The organism is Microbacterium immunditiarum (assembly GCF_013409785.1).
In the GTDB taxonomy this organism is placed as follows: domain Bacteria; phylum Actinomycetota; class Actinomycetes; order Actinomycetales; family Microbacteriaceae; genus Microbacterium; species Microbacterium immunditiarum.
Window position 1 is genome coordinate 1,533,697 of sequence record NZ_JACCBV010000001.1, and the last position, 18,480, is coordinate 1,552,176.

The 18,480-nt window shown below is 71.4% G+C and carries 18 protein-coding genes; 10 read left to right on the forward strand and 8 right to left on the reverse strand.

From position 1 onward, the window contains the following. The first annotated feature begins 2 nt into the window (after positions 1–2). Positions 3–578, forward strand: a complete 576-nt coding sequence (locus tag BJ991_RS06955) for a copper chaperone PCu(A)C (protein WP_179488667.1) — start codon at positions 3–5, stop codon at positions 576–578. After that, entirely contained in the window at positions 578–1,861 is a 1,284-nt protein-coding gene (locus tag BJ991_RS06960) for a Dyp-type peroxidase (protein ID WP_179488669.1), read from the forward strand. Before BJ991_RS06955 ends, BJ991_RS06960 begins: the two co-directional genes overlap by 1 nt. A gap of 30 nt (positions 1,862–1,891) precedes the next feature. Here the strand turns inward: BJ991_RS06960 and cydC are convergent, their stop codons facing one another. The 4 genes from cydC to BJ991_RS06980 are packed head-to-tail and all read right to left on the reverse strand — an operon-like array spanning position 1,892 to position 7,799. After that, entirely contained in the window at positions 1,892–3,616 is a 1,725-nt protein-coding gene (gene cydC / locus BJ991_RS06965; RefSeq protein ID WP_343048672.1) for a thiol reductant ABC exporter subunit CydC, read from the reverse strand. Continuing rightward, the gene (cydD, locus tag BJ991_RS06970) at positions 3,613–5,295 is read right to left on the reverse strand and encodes a thiol reductant ABC exporter subunit CydD (protein ID WP_179488671.1); all 1,683 of its coding nucleotides are present in this window, start codon (positions 5,293–5,295) and stop codon (positions 3,613–3,615) included. Before cydD ends, cydC begins: the two co-directional genes overlap by 4 nt. 4 nt (positions 5,296–5,299) lie before the next feature. After that, complete coding sequence (gene cydB / locus BJ991_RS06975; RefSeq protein ID WP_179488673.1) at positions 5,300–6,334, reverse strand: cytochrome d ubiquinol oxidase subunit II; 1,035 nt, start codon at positions 6,332–6,334, stop codon at positions 5,300–5,302. A 19-nt stretch (positions 6,335–6,353) separates the two neighbouring features. After that, complete coding sequence (locus tag BJ991_RS06980) at positions 6,354–7,799, reverse strand: cytochrome ubiquinol oxidase subunit I (RefSeq protein ID WP_179488675.1); 1,446 nt, start codon at positions 7,797–7,799, stop codon at positions 6,354–6,356. A gap of 199 nt (positions 7,800–7,998) precedes the next feature. Between BJ991_RS06980 and moaA the strand changes: the two genes are divergently transcribed. Then, the gene (gene moaA / locus BJ991_RS06985) at positions 7,999–9,075 is read left to right on the forward strand and encodes a GTP 3',8-cyclase MoaA (RefSeq protein WP_179488677.1); all 1,077 of its coding nucleotides are present in this window, start codon (positions 7,999–8,001) and stop codon (positions 9,073–9,075) included. Positions 9,076–9,323: 248 nt separating this feature from the next. Continuing rightward, entirely contained in the window at positions 9,324–10,205 is an 882-nt protein-coding gene (gene fdhD / locus BJ991_RS06990) for a formate dehydrogenase accessory sulfurtransferase FdhD (RefSeq protein WP_179488679.1), read from the forward strand. A gap of 4 nt (positions 10,206–10,209) precedes the next feature. Here fdhD and BJ991_RS06995 read toward each other — a convergent pair whose 3' ends face one another. Continuing rightward, positions 10,210–10,572 carry a hypothetical protein gene (locus BJ991_RS06995; RefSeq protein WP_179488681.1) on the reverse strand — a complete coding sequence of 121 codons (363 nt, stop codon included), beginning with the start codon at positions 10,570–10,572 and terminating at the stop codon, positions 10,210–10,212. 38 nt (positions 10,573–10,610) lie between these two features. Here BJ991_RS06995 and BJ991_RS07000 point away from each other — a divergent pair, with 38 nt between their 5' ends. The 3 genes from BJ991_RS07000 to BJ991_RS07010 are packed head-to-tail and all read left to right on the forward strand — an operon-like array spanning position 10,611 to position 13,428. Then, the gene (locus BJ991_RS07000) at positions 10,611–11,447 is read left to right on the forward strand and encodes a ribokinase (protein ID WP_179488682.1); all 837 of its coding nucleotides are present in this window, start codon (positions 10,611–10,613) and stop codon (positions 11,445–11,447) included. Then, a complete protein-coding gene (locus BJ991_RS07005; RefSeq protein ID WP_179488683.1) occupies positions 11,444–12,403 on the forward strand; it encodes a nucleoside hydrolase in 960 nt (319 codons plus the stop codon). The genes BJ991_RS07000 and BJ991_RS07005 overlap by 4 nt, the downstream gene beginning before the upstream one ends. A gap of 35 nt (positions 12,404–12,438) precedes the next feature. After that, the gene (locus tag BJ991_RS07010; protein WP_179488684.1) at positions 12,439–13,428 is read left to right on the forward strand and encodes a squalene cyclase; all 990 of its coding nucleotides are present in this window, start codon (positions 12,439–12,441) and stop codon (positions 13,426–13,428) included. A 22-nt stretch (positions 13,429–13,450) separates the two neighbouring features. Here BJ991_RS07010 and BJ991_RS07015 read toward each other — a convergent pair whose 3' ends face one another. Next, the gene (locus BJ991_RS07015) at positions 13,451–14,476 is read right to left on the reverse strand and encodes an LLM class flavin-dependent oxidoreductase (protein WP_179488685.1); all 1,026 of its coding nucleotides are present in this window, start codon (positions 14,474–14,476) and stop codon (positions 13,451–13,453) included. 101 nt (positions 14,477–14,577) lie between these two features. Between BJ991_RS07015 and BJ991_RS07020 the strand changes: the two genes are divergently transcribed. After that, positions 14,578–15,474, forward strand: a complete 897-nt coding sequence (locus BJ991_RS07020) for an SDR family NAD(P)-dependent oxidoreductase (protein ID WP_179488686.1) — start codon at positions 14,578–14,580, stop codon at positions 15,472–15,474. Between the two features lie 63 nt (positions 15,475–15,537). Then, the gene (locus tag BJ991_RS07025; RefSeq protein WP_179488687.1) at positions 15,538–16,182 is read left to right on the forward strand and encodes an SDR family oxidoreductase; all 645 of its coding nucleotides are present in this window, start codon (positions 15,538–15,540) and stop codon (positions 16,180–16,182) included. 25 nt (positions 16,183–16,207) lie between these two features. On the opposite strand, the gene BJ991_RS07030 is transcribed toward BJ991_RS07025, so the two are convergent. After that, complete coding sequence (locus tag BJ991_RS07030; protein ID WP_179488688.1) at positions 16,208–16,840, reverse strand: M23 family metallopeptidase; 633 nt, start codon at positions 16,838–16,840, stop codon at positions 16,208–16,210. A 104-nt stretch (positions 16,841–16,944) separates the two neighbouring features. Between BJ991_RS07030 and BJ991_RS07035 the strand changes: the two genes are divergently transcribed. Then, entirely contained in the window at positions 16,945–17,436 is a 492-nt protein-coding gene (locus BJ991_RS07035; RefSeq protein WP_179488689.1) for a bifunctional nuclease family protein, read from the forward strand. Between the two features lie 15 nt (positions 17,437–17,451). Here the strand turns inward: BJ991_RS07035 and BJ991_RS07040 are convergent, their stop codons facing one another. Continuing rightward, entirely contained in the window at positions 17,452–18,465 is a 1,014-nt protein-coding gene (locus BJ991_RS07040) for a serine hydrolase domain-containing protein (RefSeq protein ID WP_179488691.1), read from the reverse strand. Between the last annotated feature and the right edge of the window lie 15 nt (positions 18,466–18,480).

Genomic DNA, 18,480 nt, shown 5'->3' on the forward strand with positions numbered 1-18,480 from the left:
TCATGACCATCCACAACCGCACTCCGAGGTCCGCGCGTCTGGCCGCCGTCATCGCGTCGACCGCACTCGCCGTCGCCGCTTTCGGGCTCAGCGGCTGCGCGACCACCACAGCCCAGACACCTCCCGCTCAGGCCGCGCCGGACGCGGCATCCGTCACCGCCGGTGAGGCGGTCACCGTCGTCGACGCGTGGGCCAAGGCGGCCGAGTCGGGGATGTCGGCCGCATTCGGCCACGTCACCAACTCCTCGGACCACGACGTGACGATCGTCTCGGCGACCAGCGAGGCCTCGAGCATGATCGAGTTGCACGAGACGGTCGAGAGCGACACCGGCGAGATGATGATGCGCGAGATCGACGGCGGATTCGTGATCCCCGCCGGAGAGACGCTCGTGCTCGAGCCCGGCGGCAACCACCTCATGCTCATGGACCTCACCGCACCGCTCGTCGCGGGCGACGAGATCACGTTCGTCCTCACGTTCGACGACGAGTCGACGGGCGAGTTCACCGCACCGGTCAAGGACTTCTCCGGCGCGAACGAGAACTACGAGGGGCAGTCGCACTCGGATATGGACCAGTGATGACCCGGTCCGACGAGCCCGACCGCGCGGACCTCATCCGCGCGGATGACCGCACGCGTCGGACCGGCACGACTCGGCGGCGGTTCCTCCTCGGAGGGGCCGTCGCCGGCGTCGGCGCGGCCGCCGCGATCGGGATCGACTTCGCCCTCGGGCGCGCGGGGGAAGCGGGACCGACGGATGCCGCGGCGTCCGCCGCCCCGATGAACGGCGACGTGACGGTGCCGTTCCACGGTGTGCACCAGGCCGGGATCGACACGGATGCCCAGACCCACGCCACCTTCGTGGGGCTCGACCTCCGCGACGGCGTCGACCGCGAGGCGCTGCGCCGGCTCATGAAGGTCCTCTCCGACGACGCCGCCCGGCTGACGCAGGGCGATCCGGCGCTCGCCGACTCGGAGCCCGAGCTCGCGCTCGCGCCCGCGCGCCTGACCGTCACGTTCGGGTTCGGCCCGCGGTTCGTCGAGCGGGCGAACGGCGCCGCACCCGCATGGCTGCATCCGCTGCCCGCCTTCGCCGTCGACCGGCTGCGGCCCGAGCTCAGCGATGGCGATCTGCTCCTGCAGGTCGCCGCCGATGACCCGCTCACGGTCGCGCACGCCGTGCGCATGCTCCTGAAGGATGCGCGAGGCTTCGCATCGGTGCGGTGGGTGCAGCAGGGATTCCGCCACGCGTACGGCACGCACGCCCCCGGGACGACGATGCGCAACCTCTTCGGCCAGGTCGACGGCACCGCCAATCCGCGACCGGGCACGGCCGACTTCGACGCGGTCGTGTGGGCGGAGGGCGGCGGGTGGCTCGCAGGCGGGACGAGCCTCGTCATCCGCCGCATCCGCATGGACCTCGAAGGCTGGGACCGGCTCGACCGCAGCGGGCGCGAGCAGTCCGTCGGGCGCTTCCTCGCGAACGGCGCTCCGCTCACGGGCAGCCACGAGGACGACGAGCCCGACTTCTCGGCCACGACCGCGATCGGCTTTCCCGTCATTCCCGAGTTCTCGCACATGCGACGGGCGCGCTCCGACGACCCGGCCGAGCGCATCTTCCGCCGGGGATACAACTACGACGTGCCGCTGGGCCCGGGCGCTGCGGCCGGCGAGGTGTCGGACTCGGGACTCATCTTCGCCTCGTTCCAGGCGGACGTCGACCGGCAGTTCACGCCGCTGCAGCGCCGGCTCGATGAGCTCGACCTGCTCAACCGGTGGACGGTCCCGATCGGGTCGGCAGTCTTCGCGATCCCGCCGGGCTGCGAACCTGGCGGGTACATCGGCGAGACCCTGTTGGTCTGATCCGGTCGGTCAGCCCAGGATCCGCCCCGCTCACGCCGAGACGGACGTCGATGCAGGCCCCGCCCCGGTGACGCGGCCGCGCTCGATGCGCACCTCGCGATCGACGAGTCCGTGCGGCACATCGACGTGCGAGATGAGCACGACCGCGCGATCGTCGCCGACGGCCCCCAGCAGGTCGGCGAGCAGGGCGGCGGATGCGTCGGGGTCGACGCCCGCCGTGGGCTCGTCGAGCACGACGACCGGGAACCCCGCGAGCGTTGCGCGCGCGAGGGCGATGCGCTGCGCCTGCCCGCCCGACACGAGCGCTCCGCGCTCGCCGACCCGGCTGTCGAGTCCGCCGCGCTCGCGCGCCCAGGCGCCGAGGCCCACGCGTTCGAGCGCGGCCCACAGGTCGGCATCCGTCGCCGTGTGGCGCGCGAACAGCAGGTTCTGGCGGATCGACTCGTCGAACAGGTACGGACTCTGCTCGCACAGCCCGACGAGGCGGCGCACGGTGTCGCCGCCGAGGTCGCGCGCCTCGACGCCGTCGACGCGGTACGACCCGTCGTACTCGAGGAACCGCACGAGCACGTGCGCGAGCGTCGTCTTCCCGGCACCACTCGGACCCGTCACGAGCACGCGCTCGCCGGGGGCGATCGAGAGGGTCGCGTCTTCGAGCCGGCCGCTTTCATCGGACGAACCCGATGCCGCGCGCCCCGGCCACCGAGCCGAGACGCCGCGGAGCTCGAGGCCGCGCTCGAACGCCGGCCGGGGTGCGGTGTCGTCGGGCCGCTGCTCGTCGGGCGGCAGCTCGGGCGGAACCTCGTCGGGGATCGTCGCGGCGATGCGCTCAGCGGCCGTGCGCACCTGCCGCCACGACGCGAGGGCGAGGGGCACGGGGCCGAACACCTCGAACACCGCCATCGGCAGGAGCACGACGACCGCGAGGCCCGGGCCCGTGAGGCCCTCGCCGAGCGCGGGCGCCGCGGCGGCGAGGGCTCCGAGCGACGCGAGACCCGCGAGGAGCGACACCGCCGCCATCGTGAGCCCCTGCGCGAGGGCGCGGCGCACGACCGCGCGGCGGAGGGCGTCGTCGGCGGCCCGGACGCGGTGCTCCGCGGCATTCGTCGCATCGAATGCGGTGAGCACGTCGAGGTCGACGAGCTGATCGAGCAGAGCGTCCGCGAGGCGCGCGCGGAGGGGCGCGATCGAGCGCTCGGCGCGCGCGCCGGCGATCCAGCCGACCCACACCGCGAGCACGAGGGCGAGGGCGAGGGCGACCGCGAGCACGGCGGCGGCCGCGGGGGAGAGCAATGCGGTGAAGACGACGCTCGCCAGCGACGCGAGGCCCGCGACGGCGAGCGGCTGCACCACTCGGAGCGGCAGGTGCTGCAGTTCGTCGACGTCGTCCACGAGGTTCGACAGCAGCGCCCCGCGCTTCGCGCCCCCCAGTCCGTCGGGCGCGAGGGGGATGATCCGCCGCACGAGTCCGGCCCGGACGGTCGCGAGCTGCGCGAGAGCGGCGTCGTGCCCCGTGAGACGCTCCAGGTACCGGAACACCCCGCGGCTCAACGCGAAGGCGCGCACCGCGACGATCGCGGCCGAGAGGTACAGGAGCGGCGGCTGCTCGGCGGCGCGCGTGATGAGCCAGGCGCTCGCGGCGAGGAGGGCGATCGCGCTCGCGGCGGTGCCGAACCCGCTCAGGACCGAGAGTGAGAAGCGCGGTGCGGGAGGCTGCGCGGATCGCAGCACCTCACGCGCCTCGGGGGCGATCACACGACCACCTCCCGGTGCGGGAGCGGGACGGAGACGACGCGGTCCGCGATCGCGCGCGCTGAGCGGCGGTGCGACACGAGCAGCACGCCCGCGCCGGAGCCGGCTTCTCGGCGCAGGTTCGTCCAGAGGGCGGCCTCGGTGGCCGAGTCGAGGGCGCTCGAGGGCTCGTCGAGCGCGAGCACTCGCGCGCGACCGGAGCGCAGGCGGTAGAGGGCTCGGGCGATCGCGACGCGCTGGGCCTGGCCGCCCGACAGTCCCGATCCGAGCGCGCCGAGCAGGATCTGCGGGTCGAGCTCGCCGATCTGCGCGGCCGCGAGGCAGTCGCGTGCGAGCGCGGGGTCGGGGGCGGGGTCGCCGAGCGTCATGTTCTCGAGCACGGTGCCCGACATGAGCCCCGGCCGCTGGCCCGCCCACGCGAGGATGCGGCGGGCCGAGGCATCCGGTTCGCCCTCGACGAGAAGTTCGCCGGCGAACTCGGCGAATCCCAGGAGCGCCGCGATGATGCTCGACTTCCCGGCGCCGCTTGGCCCCTCGAGGAGCACCACCTCGCCCGCGTGGACGGCGAGGTCGACGGGTGGGAGGAGGTTGTCGCCGCGGTGCACGCGCAGTCCACGGGCCTCGATGAGCGGGGCCCGCGGGCGGCCCTTCGGCTCGTCGCTGCGCTCCTCGCTCGGGGTCCGGGACTCCCCGGTCGCTGAACGAGCGAAGCGAGACGAAGCGCGCGCCTCGTCCAACACTCCGAACAGGTCCTCCGTCGCGGCAACTCCCTCGGCCGCCGCGTGGAACTGCACGCCGACCTGCCGCAGCGGCAGGTACGCTTCGGGCGCGAGCAGGAGCACGAACAGGCCGATGTCGAGGGTGAGCTCGCCCGCCAGCAGGCGGAGGCCGATCGTGACGGCGATGATCGCGACCGACAGGCTCGCGAGGAACTCGAGCGCGAAGCCCGACACGAACGACACGCGCAGCACCGTCATCGTCTCGCGCTTGTAGTCGCGCGTCACGGATTCGATCGAGGCGGCGGCGCGGTGCTGGCGGCCGAAGACCTTGAGCGTGCCGAGGCCTCCCACGGTGTCCGCGAAGCGCGACGCGAGACGTTGAAGCGTCGCGTACTGCCGCCGCTGCACCGCGCGGGTCGCGAGCCCGATGAGCACCATGAAGATCGGGATGAGGGGCATCGTCAGCACGACGACGAGCGCCGAGACCGGGTCCGCGATGAGGATCGCGACGATGAGCACGGGCGTCGCGATCGCCGTCGCGACGAGCTGCGGCAGGTACCGGCCGAAGTAGGCGTCGAGGGCCTCGAGTCCGTGCCCCGCGGTCACGGCGAGCGCGGCGGCGTTGCGCCCGCCGAGCCACCCGGGTCCGAGTCGAGTGATCGCGGCGATGAGGGCGGCGCGCAACTGCTGCGAGGCGCGCGCGGCGGCGCGGGCCGAGACCCATTCGGATGCCGCGGCCAGCCCCGCCCGCACGACGACGAGGGCCGCGCCCCAGCCCAGCAGGGGCGCCAGCTCACCGACGGGCCGTCCGCCGATCGCGCCCGTGAGGGCGGCCGTCAGCACCCACGAGAAACCGATCACGACCGCCGTCTGCGCGAGGACGATGACCGCCTGCAGCGCGAAGTAGACGCGCGATGCCGCGGCGTACCGCAGCAGCCGCGGATCGACCGGCCTCGACCTCACCGTGTCAGTGCGCGGCGGCGGCCGCGGCCCGCTCGATGCGGCTGCGCGAGACGCGCTTGCGGAACACCCAGTACGTCCACGCCTGGTACGCGAGCACGAGCGGCAGGAAGATGAGCGCCGCCCACGACATGATCGTCAGCGTGTAGTCGGTGCTCGAGGCGTTCTCGATGGTGAGGCTGTAGGCCGGGTCGGTCGTCGACGGCATGACGTTCGGGAACAGGGCGAACCACAGCGTGAGCACGGCCGCGACGATCGTCGCCGCACCGAAGCCGAACGCCCACCCCTCCACGCCGCGCGCGTTCGCGAGCCACGAGGCGATGAGGCACACGGCCGCGACCGCCGCGAGCGCGATGACGACGCCCACGAGAGGAGCGCCCGCCGACAGCGCGTTGAACACGGTCCACACGAGGAACGCCGCGGCGACGACGATCGTCGCGAGCCCCGCGCGTGCGGCGAGGCGCCGGGCGTCCTCGCGCACCCGTCCGTCGGTCTTGAGCGCCACGAAGTACACGCCGTGCGTGAAGAACAGCAGCAGCGTCGTGAGGCCGCCGAGCAGGCCGTACGGGTTCAGCAGGGTCAGGAGCGAGCCGGTGAACTCGTGGTTCACGTCGATCGGCACGCCCTGCACGATGTTCGCGACCGCGACGCCCCACAGCAGAGCCGGTACGGCCGAGCCGACGACGATCATCGTGTCGAAGCCGCGCTTCCATCGCAGGCTGTCGCGCTGGTGACGGTACTCGAACGAGACGCCGCGCGCGATGAGCGCGAGCAGGATCAGCAGCAGCGCGAGGTAGAACCCGCTGAAGAGCGTCGCGTACCACTCGGGGAAGGCCGCGAACAGACACGCGCCCGCGACGATGACCCACGTCTCGTTGAGATCCCACACGGGGCCGATCGTGTTGATGATCTGGCGGCGGCCGATGTCGTCCTTGCCCAGGAACGGCAGTGACATGCCGACGCCGAAGTCGAAGCCGTCGAGCACGAAGTATCCGACGAACAGGAATCCGACGATGAAGAACCAGAGATAAGCGAGGTCCATGGCGATCTCCCGGCTTCCGTCAGTACACCGTGGTGGGCGTGTCTTCGAGCGCGCCCTCGGGGGGCGGCGGCGCGTCGGGGTCGGGGAGCGGATCCGGCCCCCGCTTCGACGTGCGGACGATGAGGCCGATCTCGACGACCGCCAGGATCGCGTAGATCAGCGTGAAGGCGACCAGCGACAGCACCACGTTCCACCCGGGCACGTTCGGCGAGACGCCGTCCTGCGTCAGCATGAGGCTGAACACGATCCACGGCTGGCGGCCCATCTCGGTGAAGATCCACCCGATGAGGATCGCGAACAGCGATGCCGGCCACGCCCAGATCGCGAGCTTCCACGCCCACGCGGGCACCGGGCGCTTCGCGCTCCTGCGCGTGAGCCACAGCCCCACGACCGCGGTGAGGGCGGCGATCGCGCCGAGGCCGATCATCCACCGGAACGACCAGTACGTGACCCACAGGATCGGGGCGAAGTTGCCGTCGACCTGGTCGGCGAACTGCGGGAACAGCTCGGTCGTGTACTGCATGTTGAGGTCGTTGATGCCCTCGACGCAGCCGTCGAACGAATGCGTCGACAGCAGTGCGAGCAGATACGGCACGCGCAGCGACCAGATCTCGCCCGTGCCGTCGGGCGTTCCGATCGAGAAGAGCGAGAACGAGGCATCCGCCCCGCACGCCGAATTGAAAAGCGCCTCGGCCGCCGCCATCTTCATCGGCTGCGTCGCGACCATCACGAGGCTCAGCTGGTCACCCGAGATCGCCACGCCGGCGAAGGTCACGATCATGCCCCACAGGCCGTACTTGAGCGCCGGCCGCATCATCTCGAGGTGCTGGCCTCGCAGCAGGTGCCACGACGAGACCGAGATGATGACGCCCGACGTGAGCATGAACGCGGCGAACAGCGTATGCGGAAGGGCCGCGAGGGCGACGGGGTTCGTGAGCACCGCGAGGAAGTCGTCCATCTCGGCGCGCCCGCCGTCCTGTGCCATGCGGTAGCCCACGGGATTCTGCATGAAGGCGTTCGCGGCGAGGATGAAGTACGCCGAGAACCACGCGCCGGCCGTCGCGATCCAGATCGTCGCGAGGTGCACGCCCTTCGGGAGCTTGTCCCACCCGAAGATCCACAGGCCGATGAACGTCGCCTCGAAGAAGAAGGCCATGAGGCCCTCGAACGCGAGCGGCGCACCGAACACGTCGCCGACGAACCGGCTGTACGAGGACCAGTTCATGCCGAACTGGAACTCCTGCACGATGCCGGTGACCACGCCCATCGCGAAGTTGATGAGGAAGAGCTTCCCGAAGAACCTCGTGAGGTGGAGCCATTTCTGGTTGCCGGTCCGGTACCACGCGGTCTGGAAGATCGCCACCGTCAACGCCATGCCGAGCGTGAGCGGCACGAAGAGGAAGTGATAGAGCGTCGTCAGTCCGAACTGCCAGCGGGCCAGCAGCAGCGGGTCGAGCAGGTCCATGCGTCCCTCCGGTTTCGCGAGGTCCCTGACCGCTACCGTAGTCCGCGGCGCGTCGCGCCACGAGTCCGCTGGCCGTGATTATTCAGCACCTGCGCTGTGCGGGCCCGCGGCCCGGTCGGTGGGCCGTTCCGGCCCCGAGCGTGAGTCGCGAGAGTAGCCTGATTCGCATGGCCCGCACGCGATCGCACGGAGGACCGGCATGACGGCCGTCCCGGTGCTGATCGGCATGCGTCCGCCGGTCGTCGAGACAGAGGCGGATGCCGCGCCCGGTGCCCCGCTCGTCGACACGCACGGCCGCGTGCACCGCGATCTGCGCATCTCGCTCACCGACCGCTGCTCGTTGCGCTGCACGTACTGCATGCCCGAGCAGGGGAACGAGTGGCTCGCGAAGACGAGCATCCTGTCGCTCGACGAGATCGAGCGCGTCGCCCGTGTCGCCGCCGCGGACGGCATCACGACGTTCCGGCTGACCGGCGGCGAGCCGCTCCTGCGACAGGACATCGTCGAGGTCGTGCGGCGGCTCGCGCGGATCACCGGTCCTGACGGCGCGCCGGTCGAGCTCGCGATGACGACGAACGGCATCCGGCTGCCGGAGCTTCTCCCGGGGCTTATGGACGCGGGACTGCGCCGCCTCAACATCTCGCTCGACACGCTGCGGCGCGACCGGTTCCGCGAGCTCACGCGGCGCGACCGGCTGGACGACGTGCTCGACGGGATCGCGGCGGCCGCGGCATCCGGTCTTCGCCCCCTCAAGCTCAACGCCGTCGCGATGCGCGACGTCAACGACGACGAGCTCGTCGCCCTGGTCGAGTTCGCGATCGCGCACGACGCGCAGATGCGGTTCATCGAGCAGATGCCGCTCGACGCGGGTCACACGTGGGACCGCACGCGCATGGTGACGCGCGACGAGATCCTCGACGCGCTGTCGCGCCGCTGGACGCTGACCCCCGTCCCGGGTCGCGGCGGCGCGCCCGCCGAGCGCTGGATGCTCGACGGCGGTCCGCACACCGTCGGCGTCATCGCGTCGGTGACCGCGCCCTTCTGCGGCGACTGCGACCGCCTGCGCCTCACCGCCGACGGGCAGCTGCGCAACTGCCTCTTCTCGACGACGGAGTACGACCTGCTGCCGATCCTGCGCGCCGACGCCGCCGGTGACGTCGACGAGGGAATCGACCGGATGCTGCGCTCCTGCGTCCGCGGCAAACTCCCCGGCCACGCGATCAACGACCCCTCGTTCCTGCAGCCCGCGCGCGGCATGAACGCGATCGGCGGCTGACCCCTCCCGTTTGTGGGTTTGGGCCGGTTTTCCGCCCCAAACCCAGGCACCCGCCCCGCGCCACCCACCCCGTCGTTGAGCGAGCGCAGCGAGACGAAGCGCGCCCCCGCCGCAGGAGATGATCCCGGCGTAGGACGCGGGCCGCGGCATCCGTCCTTCCTCCGCACCATCTCCTGCGCTCGCAACGGCCCATTCACTGGGCGACAGCCCCGGCCCTCCCCGCCGCACCGCGGCGTAGGCTGACACGCATGGGCCGGATCACTCAGCGCCGCCCCGTCACGAAGATCGTGATCGGCGAGGACGACGTCGTCGAGCGTCGTCGCGCCGACGTGCTCGCGGTCGAGGAGCCGCTCGAGATCCGCGTCGCGGGCGAGTCGCTCGCGGTCACGATGCGCACGCCCGGCAACGACGTCGAGCTCGCGGCGGGATTCCTCGTGACGGAGGGCGTCATCCACCACGGCGGGCAGTTCCGCTCGGCGATCCACTGCGGCGGCCCCGGCACGGGCGCCAGCGACGGGAACACGTACAACGTGCTCGACGTCGCGCTCGCGCCCGGCGTGGCTCCGCCCGACCCCGACATCGCGCGGAACTTCTACACGACGAGCTCGTGCGGGCTGTGCGGCAAGGCGTCGATCGACGCCGTCGAGACGACGTCCGCGTACGACGTGTCGATCGACGAGGCATCCGTCGACGCGCGCGTGCTGCTCACCCTTCCCGGCCGGCTGCGCGAGCAGCAGGCCGTGTTCGAGAAGACGGGCGGCCTGCACGCGGCGGCCCTCTTCGACGCCGAGACGGGCGAGCTGCTCGTGCTGCGGGAGGACGTCGGACGACACAACGCCGTCGACAAGGTCATCGGGTGGGCGGTGCTCGAGGATCAACTCCCGCTGCGCAACACGATCCTGCAGGTGTCGGGGCGCGCGAGCTTCGAGCTCGTGCAGAAGGCGGTCATGGCGGGCATCCCGATGCTGGCCGCGGTGTCGGCGCCCTCGTCGCTCGCAGTCGAGCTCGCCGAGGCATCCGGTCTCACCCTCATCGGGTTCCTGCGCGGATCGTCGATGAACGTGTACGCCCACGCCGAGCGGGTGCGCGTGCCCGAGCACGCCGGCGCAGCGAGACGCGCGAACGCCTGACGCGTCAGAACACGTAGATCTGGCCGAGGATCACGACCACTACGATCAGCACGGCGATGACGCCGCCGACGATGAGCAGCGTGCGCCCCGAGAGCTTCGCGACGCCGAACCCGACGAGGAACGGCAGGGATCCGAGCAGGATCGCGACGAACCACCAGAACGCCACGTAACCGCCGGTCGTGGCCTCTTCGAGGCGTCCGGCGAAGAGCTGCTGCGTGTGCGGGTGGGTCGCGAAGGCGATCGCCGCCGAGAACGGGACCGCGACGAACGCGGCCACGATGAGCCCCAGGAGAGCGCCCCACAGGCCGGCTTTGCGGTCGTCGAGCGAATCCGTGGAGTCGTTGTGCGAGGTGCGCGTGCTGGCCATGCTGAAGACATTAGTGCGGCACCAGCGAAGGGACGCGGATGACCATCGCGCAAGTCCTGACGGTCGTCGGGTCGATCAACCTCGATCTCGTCGCGCGCGTCGAGAGGGCGCCCGGACCGGGTGAGACGGTCGCCGACGGCGTGCTGACGCGCGAGCCCGGCGGCAAGGGCGCGAACCAGGCGATCGCGGCGGCGCGGCTCGGCGCGACGGTGCGCATGGTCGGCGCGGTGGGCGGCGACGCCGAGGGTCGGTCGATGATCGCGTCGCTCGCCGAGGCGGGCGTGGATGTGACGGATATCCAGATCACGGATGCCGCGAGCGGCACCGCCCTCATCGTCGTCGACCGCACGGGCGAGAACTCGATCGTCGTGTGCCCAGGTGCGAACGCCGGCATCGACCCGTCCGCGATCGAGATGCCTCCGCACGGGGCCCTGCTCGCGCAGCTCGAGGTCTCGGCGGACGTCGTCGCGCGCGCGGCATCGCTCACCGACGGGTTCTTCGCGCTCAACGCCTCTCCGGCGCGCGATCTGCCCGAGGACCTGTTCGATCGTGTGGACCTCTTCATCGTGAACCAGAGCGAATACGAGCGGATGCCGCGCCTCGCCTCCGCACGCCTCGTGGCGCTCACGTTGGGCGCCGAGGGCGCGGTGCTGCTGCGGCAGGGCGTCGAGACCGCGCGAGCCGCGGGTGTTCCGACCGCGGTGCGCAGCACCGTCGGCGCGGGCGACGCCTTCGCGGCCGCGCTCACGCTCGGCTTCACGGCGGGCGAGGACCCGGCGACGGCACTGCGCCGCTCGTGCGCGGTGGGTGCGGCCGCGGTCGCCGACGAGCGCTCCCAGCCGTTGCTGCGACCGCTCGCGGAGTACCTCGCATGAGGCCCGGGCCGACTCCGGTCTTCGTGGATTGCGACACGGGCATCGACGACGCGCTCGCGCTCGCATACCTCCTCGCCGAGCCGACCGTCGAGGTCGTGGGCGTCGGCACGGTCTTCGGCAACACCTCGGTCGAGCTCGCGACCGGCAACACGCTCGGGCTGCTCGAGCTCGCGGGGCGGGACGACATCCCGGTCGCGATGGGCGCGCCGGCGCCGCTCGGCGAAGACTTCGAGGGCGGAGCCCGCGCGGTGCACGGGTCGGACGGTGTGGGCGGCGTCGGCCTCGCGCCTCACAGACTGCGGGCTGCGGAGGTCGGGGCATCCGACCTTCTCGCCGACCTCGCAGCGACGCACCCCGGTCGGCTCCGCGTGCTCGCGCTCGGGCCGCTCACGAACCTCGCGCGGTTCGTCCACGCGCACCCCGATCGCGTCGGCGACATCGCCGACGTCACGGTCATGGGGGGCGCGTTCGACCGGAACGGCAACGTGTCGAGGGTCGCAGAGGCCAACATCCACAACGATCCGCGCGCCGCCGCGATCGTGTTCGACGCGCCGTGGCCGGTGTCGGTCGTCCCGCTCGACATCACGATGCGGCACGTGCTGACCGAGCGGGAGCACGCCGAGCTCGCGGCGATTCCGGGGGCGCTGCCGGCGGTGTTGGGGCGGATGCTCCACACCTACCTCGACTACTACGAGGATGCCGTGTTCGAGGGGGAGCGCCAGTGCGCGCTGCACGACCCGCTCGCGGCGGTCGTCGCGGCATCCGGAGCGCGGATCATGCGCGTCGACGAGCCCGCGGGGATCGATGTCGCGACGGATGGCGACTGGGGGAGGACGAGCAGGCGGCCGGGGACTGCGGCCGAGGCGGTGGCGCGACGACGGATCGTGCTCGATGTCGACCGCGACGCCGCCGCGGTGCTGCTCGAGGCGCTCCGCGCATGGGAGTGGCCGGACTGAGGTGCGATGTCGGCGCCTCGGGCTAGGGTCTGCGCATGGCCGACATCGCCGACGTGACCGAATGGCTGCTCGACTCCGACCCGGCGCTCCGATGGCAGGTCGAACGCGACCTCCTCGGTGAACCCGAGAGCGTGTGGCGGGCGACGCGGGCGCGCGTGGCGACCGAGGGCATCGGGGCTCGGCTGCTCGCGCTTCAGGATGACGATGGGCAGTGGGCGGGCGGAGCGTTCTTCCCTGCGGACTTCGACTTCGAGGGGCCGGAGGCCGCGCCGGATGCCGGACAGCCGTGGACCGCGACGACGTGGTCGCTCAACTCACTGCGCGAATGGGGGCTCGACGCGTCGGCTCTCGCCGGAACCGCTGAGAAGATCGCCGCCAACAGTCGCTGGGAGTACGACGACCTGCCGTACTGGGATGGCGAGGTCGACTGCTGCATCAACGCCTTCACGCTCGCCAACGGCACGTGGTTGGGCGCCGATGTGTCGACGCTGCCGCAGTGGTTCGTCGACCACCAGATGGACGAGGGCGGCTGGAACTGCGAATGGGTCGAGGGCTCGACCCGGGCATCCGTCTATTCGACGCTGAGCTCGATCGACGGCATCCTCTGGTACGAGAAGGCGACCGGCGGCACGCCCGCGCTCACGGCCGCCCGCAAGAAGGCGCAGGAGTACCTGCTCGAGCGTCGCATCCTCTACAAGGTCACGACGGGTGAGCCGGTGCGTCCCGGCGTCGAGCTGCTCGCGTACCCGCAGCGCTCGAAGTACAACGTGCTGCACGCAGTGAACTACTTCCGCGACGCCTCGCTGCACGACGGCGTCGACCCCGATCCGCGGCTCGCCGAAGCAGTCGAGGTGATCCGCCGCCAGCGACAGCCCGACGGCACGTGGCTTCAGGGCTACCGATACCCCGGCCGGGTGTGGTTCGAGCAGGATGTGCCCGTCGGCGAGCCCTCGAAGTGGGTCACCTTCCTCGCGCTGCGGGCTCTGGACTGGTGGGACTCCGCCGCGCCCGTGGTCGAGTCGTAGCGCCGGTCGCGCAGCGCACGGCTCAGCGCGTCGGCTCCCACCCGAGCGCGGGCGCGACGTGCTTCGCGAATGTCTCGACGACGCGCAGGTTGAAGTCCACGCCGAGCTGGCTCGGGATCGTGAGCATGAGCGTGTCGGCCGAGGCGATCGCGGCGTCCTCCTTGAGCTGCTCGACGAGCACGTCGGGCTCGGCGGCATACGTCTTGCCGAAGGTCGTGCGCAGGCCGTCGATGATCCCGATGCCGTCCCCCTCCTGGCGTCCGCCGAAGTAGAGGTGGTCCTCGGCCGTCACGAGCGGGAAGATCGAGCGGCTCACCGAGACACGAGGCTCTCCCGGATGCCCCGCCTCGCGCCATGCGCTGCGGAAGATGTCGATCTGCTCGGCCTGCAGGATGTCGAACGGTCGCCCGTCCGCCTCGGTCACGAGGGTCGACGACATGAGGTTCACGCCCTTGCGTCCGGCCCACTCCGCTGAGTCGCGGTTGCCCGCGCCCCACCACACACGCGAGCGCAGGCCGGGGGAGTGCGGCTCGACGCGCTGCGGGCCGGTGCCGCCGCCGAACGGGCTCGTCGGGTCGCGCTCCGCGAGTCCCTCGCCTTCGATCGCCCGCAGGAAGAGGTCGAAGTGCTCGCGCGCGATGTCGGCTCCGCGCGGATCCTCGGAGCCGGTGTAGCCGAACACCTCGTACCCGCGGACGACCGTCTCGGGCGACCCGCGGCTCACGCCGAGCGCGAGGCGTCCGCCGCTGAGGAGGTCGACCGCGGCTGCCTCCTCGGCGAGATACAGCGGGTTCTCATAGCGCATGTCGATGACGCCCGTGCCCATCTCGATGCGCTCAGTGCGCGCCGCGATCGCCGCGAGGAGCGGCATCGGCGACGACTGCTGCCGCGCGAAGTGGTGCACGCGGACGTAGACGCCGTTGACCCCGAGCTCGTCCATCCCCTGGGCGAGGTCGATCGCCTGCAGCATCGAGTCGGCGGCGCTGAGACTGCGTCCGCCGCCGAGCGGGCCGTAGTGGCCGAACGAGAGGGTTCCGAAGCGCTTCACGTCGTGCCCAACGGTACGCCACGAGGACCTATTCCAGGGCCGGATGCTGCGGCCGGGGCATCCGGCCCGATGACACGCTCCCGAGTCTGTACGCTCGTGCCGTGCTGTCGCGAGGATTCGTCGTCCCTGATCTGAGCGGCGCACGCGCACTCGTGACGGGTTCCACGAGCGGGGTCGGCCTCGAGATCGCCCGCGTACTGGCCGCGCACGGCGCCCCGATCGTGCTGCCGGCCCGCAGCAAGGCCAAGGGCGAGAGCGCGATCGCGGCGCTCCGGCAGACGGCGCCCGCCGCACGGCTCGAACTGCGCGACCTGGATCTCGTGAGCCTCGCGTCGGTGCGCGCGTTCGCGGACAGGCTCGACGCCGAAGGCCGGCCGCTTGACCTCCTCGTCATCAACGCGGGGGTGGCGATGGTCGGCGACCGCACTCGGCGCGTCACTGCGGACGGCTTCGAGCTCCACTTCCAGACCAACTTCCTCGGGCACGCGCTGCTCGTCCTGTCGCTGCTCCCGCTCCTTCGGGCCTCGCGGACGCGGATCGCGGTGCAGGGCAGCATCGTGAGCGCCCTGTATGGGGTGTCGTGGGACGACCCTCAATTCGCCCGGCGGTACTCGGCGCTGCGTGCGTACGCCTCGTCGAAGACGGCGCTCAGCCTGTTCGCGCTCGAATTGGCGCGCCGCGTGCCCGAGGTGCGCGTCGACCTGTGTCATCCGGGGGTGGTCCCCGCGACCGCCATCGCACCGCAGATCCGTGCGCACTTCGCGCCCTCCTTCCGCGACTTCGCGGTGGGCCGGCTGTGGAATCCACCCGCCCAGGCTGCGGAGACAGCAGTTCTCGCTCTGACGACGGATGCTCCGAGCCCCACCTTCTGCGCGCCGGGCGGTCGCCTGCAGTTCTCCGGACGCGCGCGGCTTCGAACGCCGTTCCGTCGCCTCGACGACCCCGAAGGCTCGCGCAGGATCTGGGAGCTGGCGGAGAAGCTCGCGGTGACGGCGTAGGTGTCAAGGCCCGCCCTCGTGAACACCGGACGGCCTAGGGTCGAACGGGACGAAGGGAGTCGCATGTCGCGCATTCTGCTCATCGGCGGCCACGGCAAGGTCGCTCTGCTGCTCGAACCCCTGCTCGTCGAGCGCGGTCACCACGTCACGGCGGTGATCCGCAATTCTGACCACGAGCGGGAGGTCGCGGCCACGGGCGCGGTGCCGCTCGTCGCCGACATCGAGACGTTCGACACCGATCAGCTCGAGAACCTCGTGGCCGGAAACGACGTCGTCGTGTGGTCGGCGGGCGCGGGCGGCGGCAACCCGGACCGCACCCACGCGGTCGACCGCGACGCCGCCATCCGCTCGATCGACGCGGCGGCAGGAGCAGGAGTGCGCCGCTACGTCATGGTGTCGTACTTCGGTGCGGGTCCCGATCACGGCGTCTCGCCCGACAGCTCGTTCTTCCCCTACGCCGAGGCGAAGGCGGCCGCCGACGCGCACCTGCGCAAGAGCGGCCTCGACTACACGATCGTGGCGCCCAGCGGCCTCACGCTCGAGGCGCCGACCGGTCGCATCGACACGGCCGCCGAGGCATCCGGTTCGGTCTCTCGCGCCGACGTCGCCGCCGTCATCGCGGTCGCGATCGACGACGATTCGACGATCGGCCGCACCATCCGGTTCAACTCGGGCGACGTGCCGATCGCGCAGGCGATCGCAGGCTGAACCGCGCGTCCGACGAACCGCGCGCTCACACGTCGAACGGCACTCCGTTGCGCGGAAGCCACCCTGCAGGGGCGCCGTCCGGCGCGGGCGTGAAGGCGATGGGCACCGCTCGCGCGCTCGCCCAGTCGGTCGAGTCGGATGCCTGCACATGAACGTGCGGCTCGGTGCTGTTGCCCGAGTTGCCGCACTCGCCGACCTGCGCGCCCGCGACGACCTCGTCGCCGGGACGCACGCGCACCGAACCGCGTCGCAGGTGCGCGAGCAGCACGAACGGTCCACGGGGGGACGCCGCGATGACGACGTGGTTTCCCGCGATGCCCGCGACGCCCGCGCGGACACGCTGCGGTTGCGTGAGTGCGTAGGGAATGAGCGTGAACGGCGATCGCCGCGCCTCGTGATCGGGTTCGCCGTCGTGCACCGCGACGACCGTGCCGTCGATCGGCGCCAGTATCGGCGCGCCGAACCCGACGAAGCCCTGGGGCGTTTCGGTCGCGAACATCGACCGCAGGCTCGGTGGCGCCGACCGCCCGTGCTCGTCGACCGCGACGAAGTCGATGGCGTGCGCGGAGCCGAACGCCTCGGTCCCGTGGCTCGGCACGCGGTCGGCGGGGCTGTTGTGCGCGACCCACCGGCCGGTGAACGGAAAGCGCAGGAGCATCCGCAAACCCTAGCCAGCCGATGCCGTGCACGCGAGGGGAGTCCGCTGGTCGCCCGGCGTGCCTACGATGGCAGAAGACTTCCCTGACGACGGAAGGAGGCGACATGGTCCAGGTCCGCGTCGCCGGAGTCGCGCTCGACGCCGCGCGCCAGCACGTCATCCTGCTCAAGCCCATCGACGACCTTCCCGGGGCGGGTCAGATCCTGCCGATCTGGATCGGCCAGCAGGAGGCCACGTCGATCCTCATCGCCGTCGAGGGGGCGCCCGTGCCGCGTCCGCTCGCGCACGATCTCATGCGCGCGATGCTCGACACGCTCGACGCAAAGGTCACCCGCGTCGAGGTGTCGCGCATCGACGACGGCACGTTCTACGCCGACATCACGCTCCAGTCGCCCGCGGGAGAGCGGGTCGTCGATGCGCGCCCGTCCGACGCGATCGCGCTCGCGTCGCGCGTCGGCGCGCCGATCTGGGTCGCCGACGATGTCATCGAAGAGGCGGGGGTCGACGACTTCATGCCGGAGGAAGACGCGTCCGATCGCCTCGACGAGTTCAAGAAGTTCCTCGACGACGTCGAGCCCGAGGACTTCGCTGAGTAGGCGCCGTTCCGGCCCTCACGCGAGTTCCGCGTCGATCGCCTCGGCGACCGTGAAGATCACGGGCCACGCGCCCTCGGAGCTGTTGCCGAGCACGCTCACGGTCGTGCGGCTGTCGACGAGGTGCGTCGAGCGGAACGAGACGCCCGCGTCGTAGCCCTCCATGATGACCGCCGGTGCTGTGCGGTGCAGCCAGACGCCTATGCCGTAGCGCTTGTTCTCGTCCTCGACATCGTGGCGCGGGTGGATCATCTCCTCGACGGTGTCGGGCCGCACGATCCGTCCCTCCAGGAAGGCCATCCAGAAGCGGTGCAGGTCGTCCGCCGTCGTGAACGCGCCGCCGTCGCCGTTGCCGCGCACCGGAAGGCGAAGCGTGTTCACCAGGTCGCCCTCCTCGAACAGGTAGCCGAGCGCCGCATCGCCCGGCAGTTCGTCGAGGCGTGGGAACCCGGTCTTCTCGAGTCCGGCAGGGTCGAGCACGAGGCGCTGCACGAGGTCGTGATACGGCTCGTCGGCGATGCGCTCCAGCACGACGGCGAGCACCATGTAGCCGCCGTTGCAGTACGAGAACCGCTCGCCCGGCGGGAACTTCTGCGGATGGCCCTCGAGCATCGGCAGGAACGCGCTCGCGGTCGTGAGGGTGTGCACCGGAACCGTCAGGACGAAGTCGGATGGCTCCCACTCGCCCTCCTCGTCGAGATAGTCGCCGATCCCAGAGGTGTGGGTGAGCAGCTCCTCGATCGTGACGGCGTCGTCGATCAACGGCAGGTCCGCGCCGAGGATCTCGCGCACGGGTTGGTCGAGCCCGAGCCGGCCGTCCTCCACGAGCCGCATGACGGCGAGGGCGGTGAACGTCTTGCTTCCGCTCGCGACCGCGAACCGCGTCTGGGCCGTGGTCGGGACGCGCAGGCCGCGGTGCAGGAACCCCTCGCATCGCTCGAACGTGCGGCGATCGCCGACGTCGACCGTCACGACCCCCGTGAACGCCTTCCTCGCGACGGCCTGGTCGAGAGCGGCAGCATCGATGTGCATGCGAGCGAGTCTGAC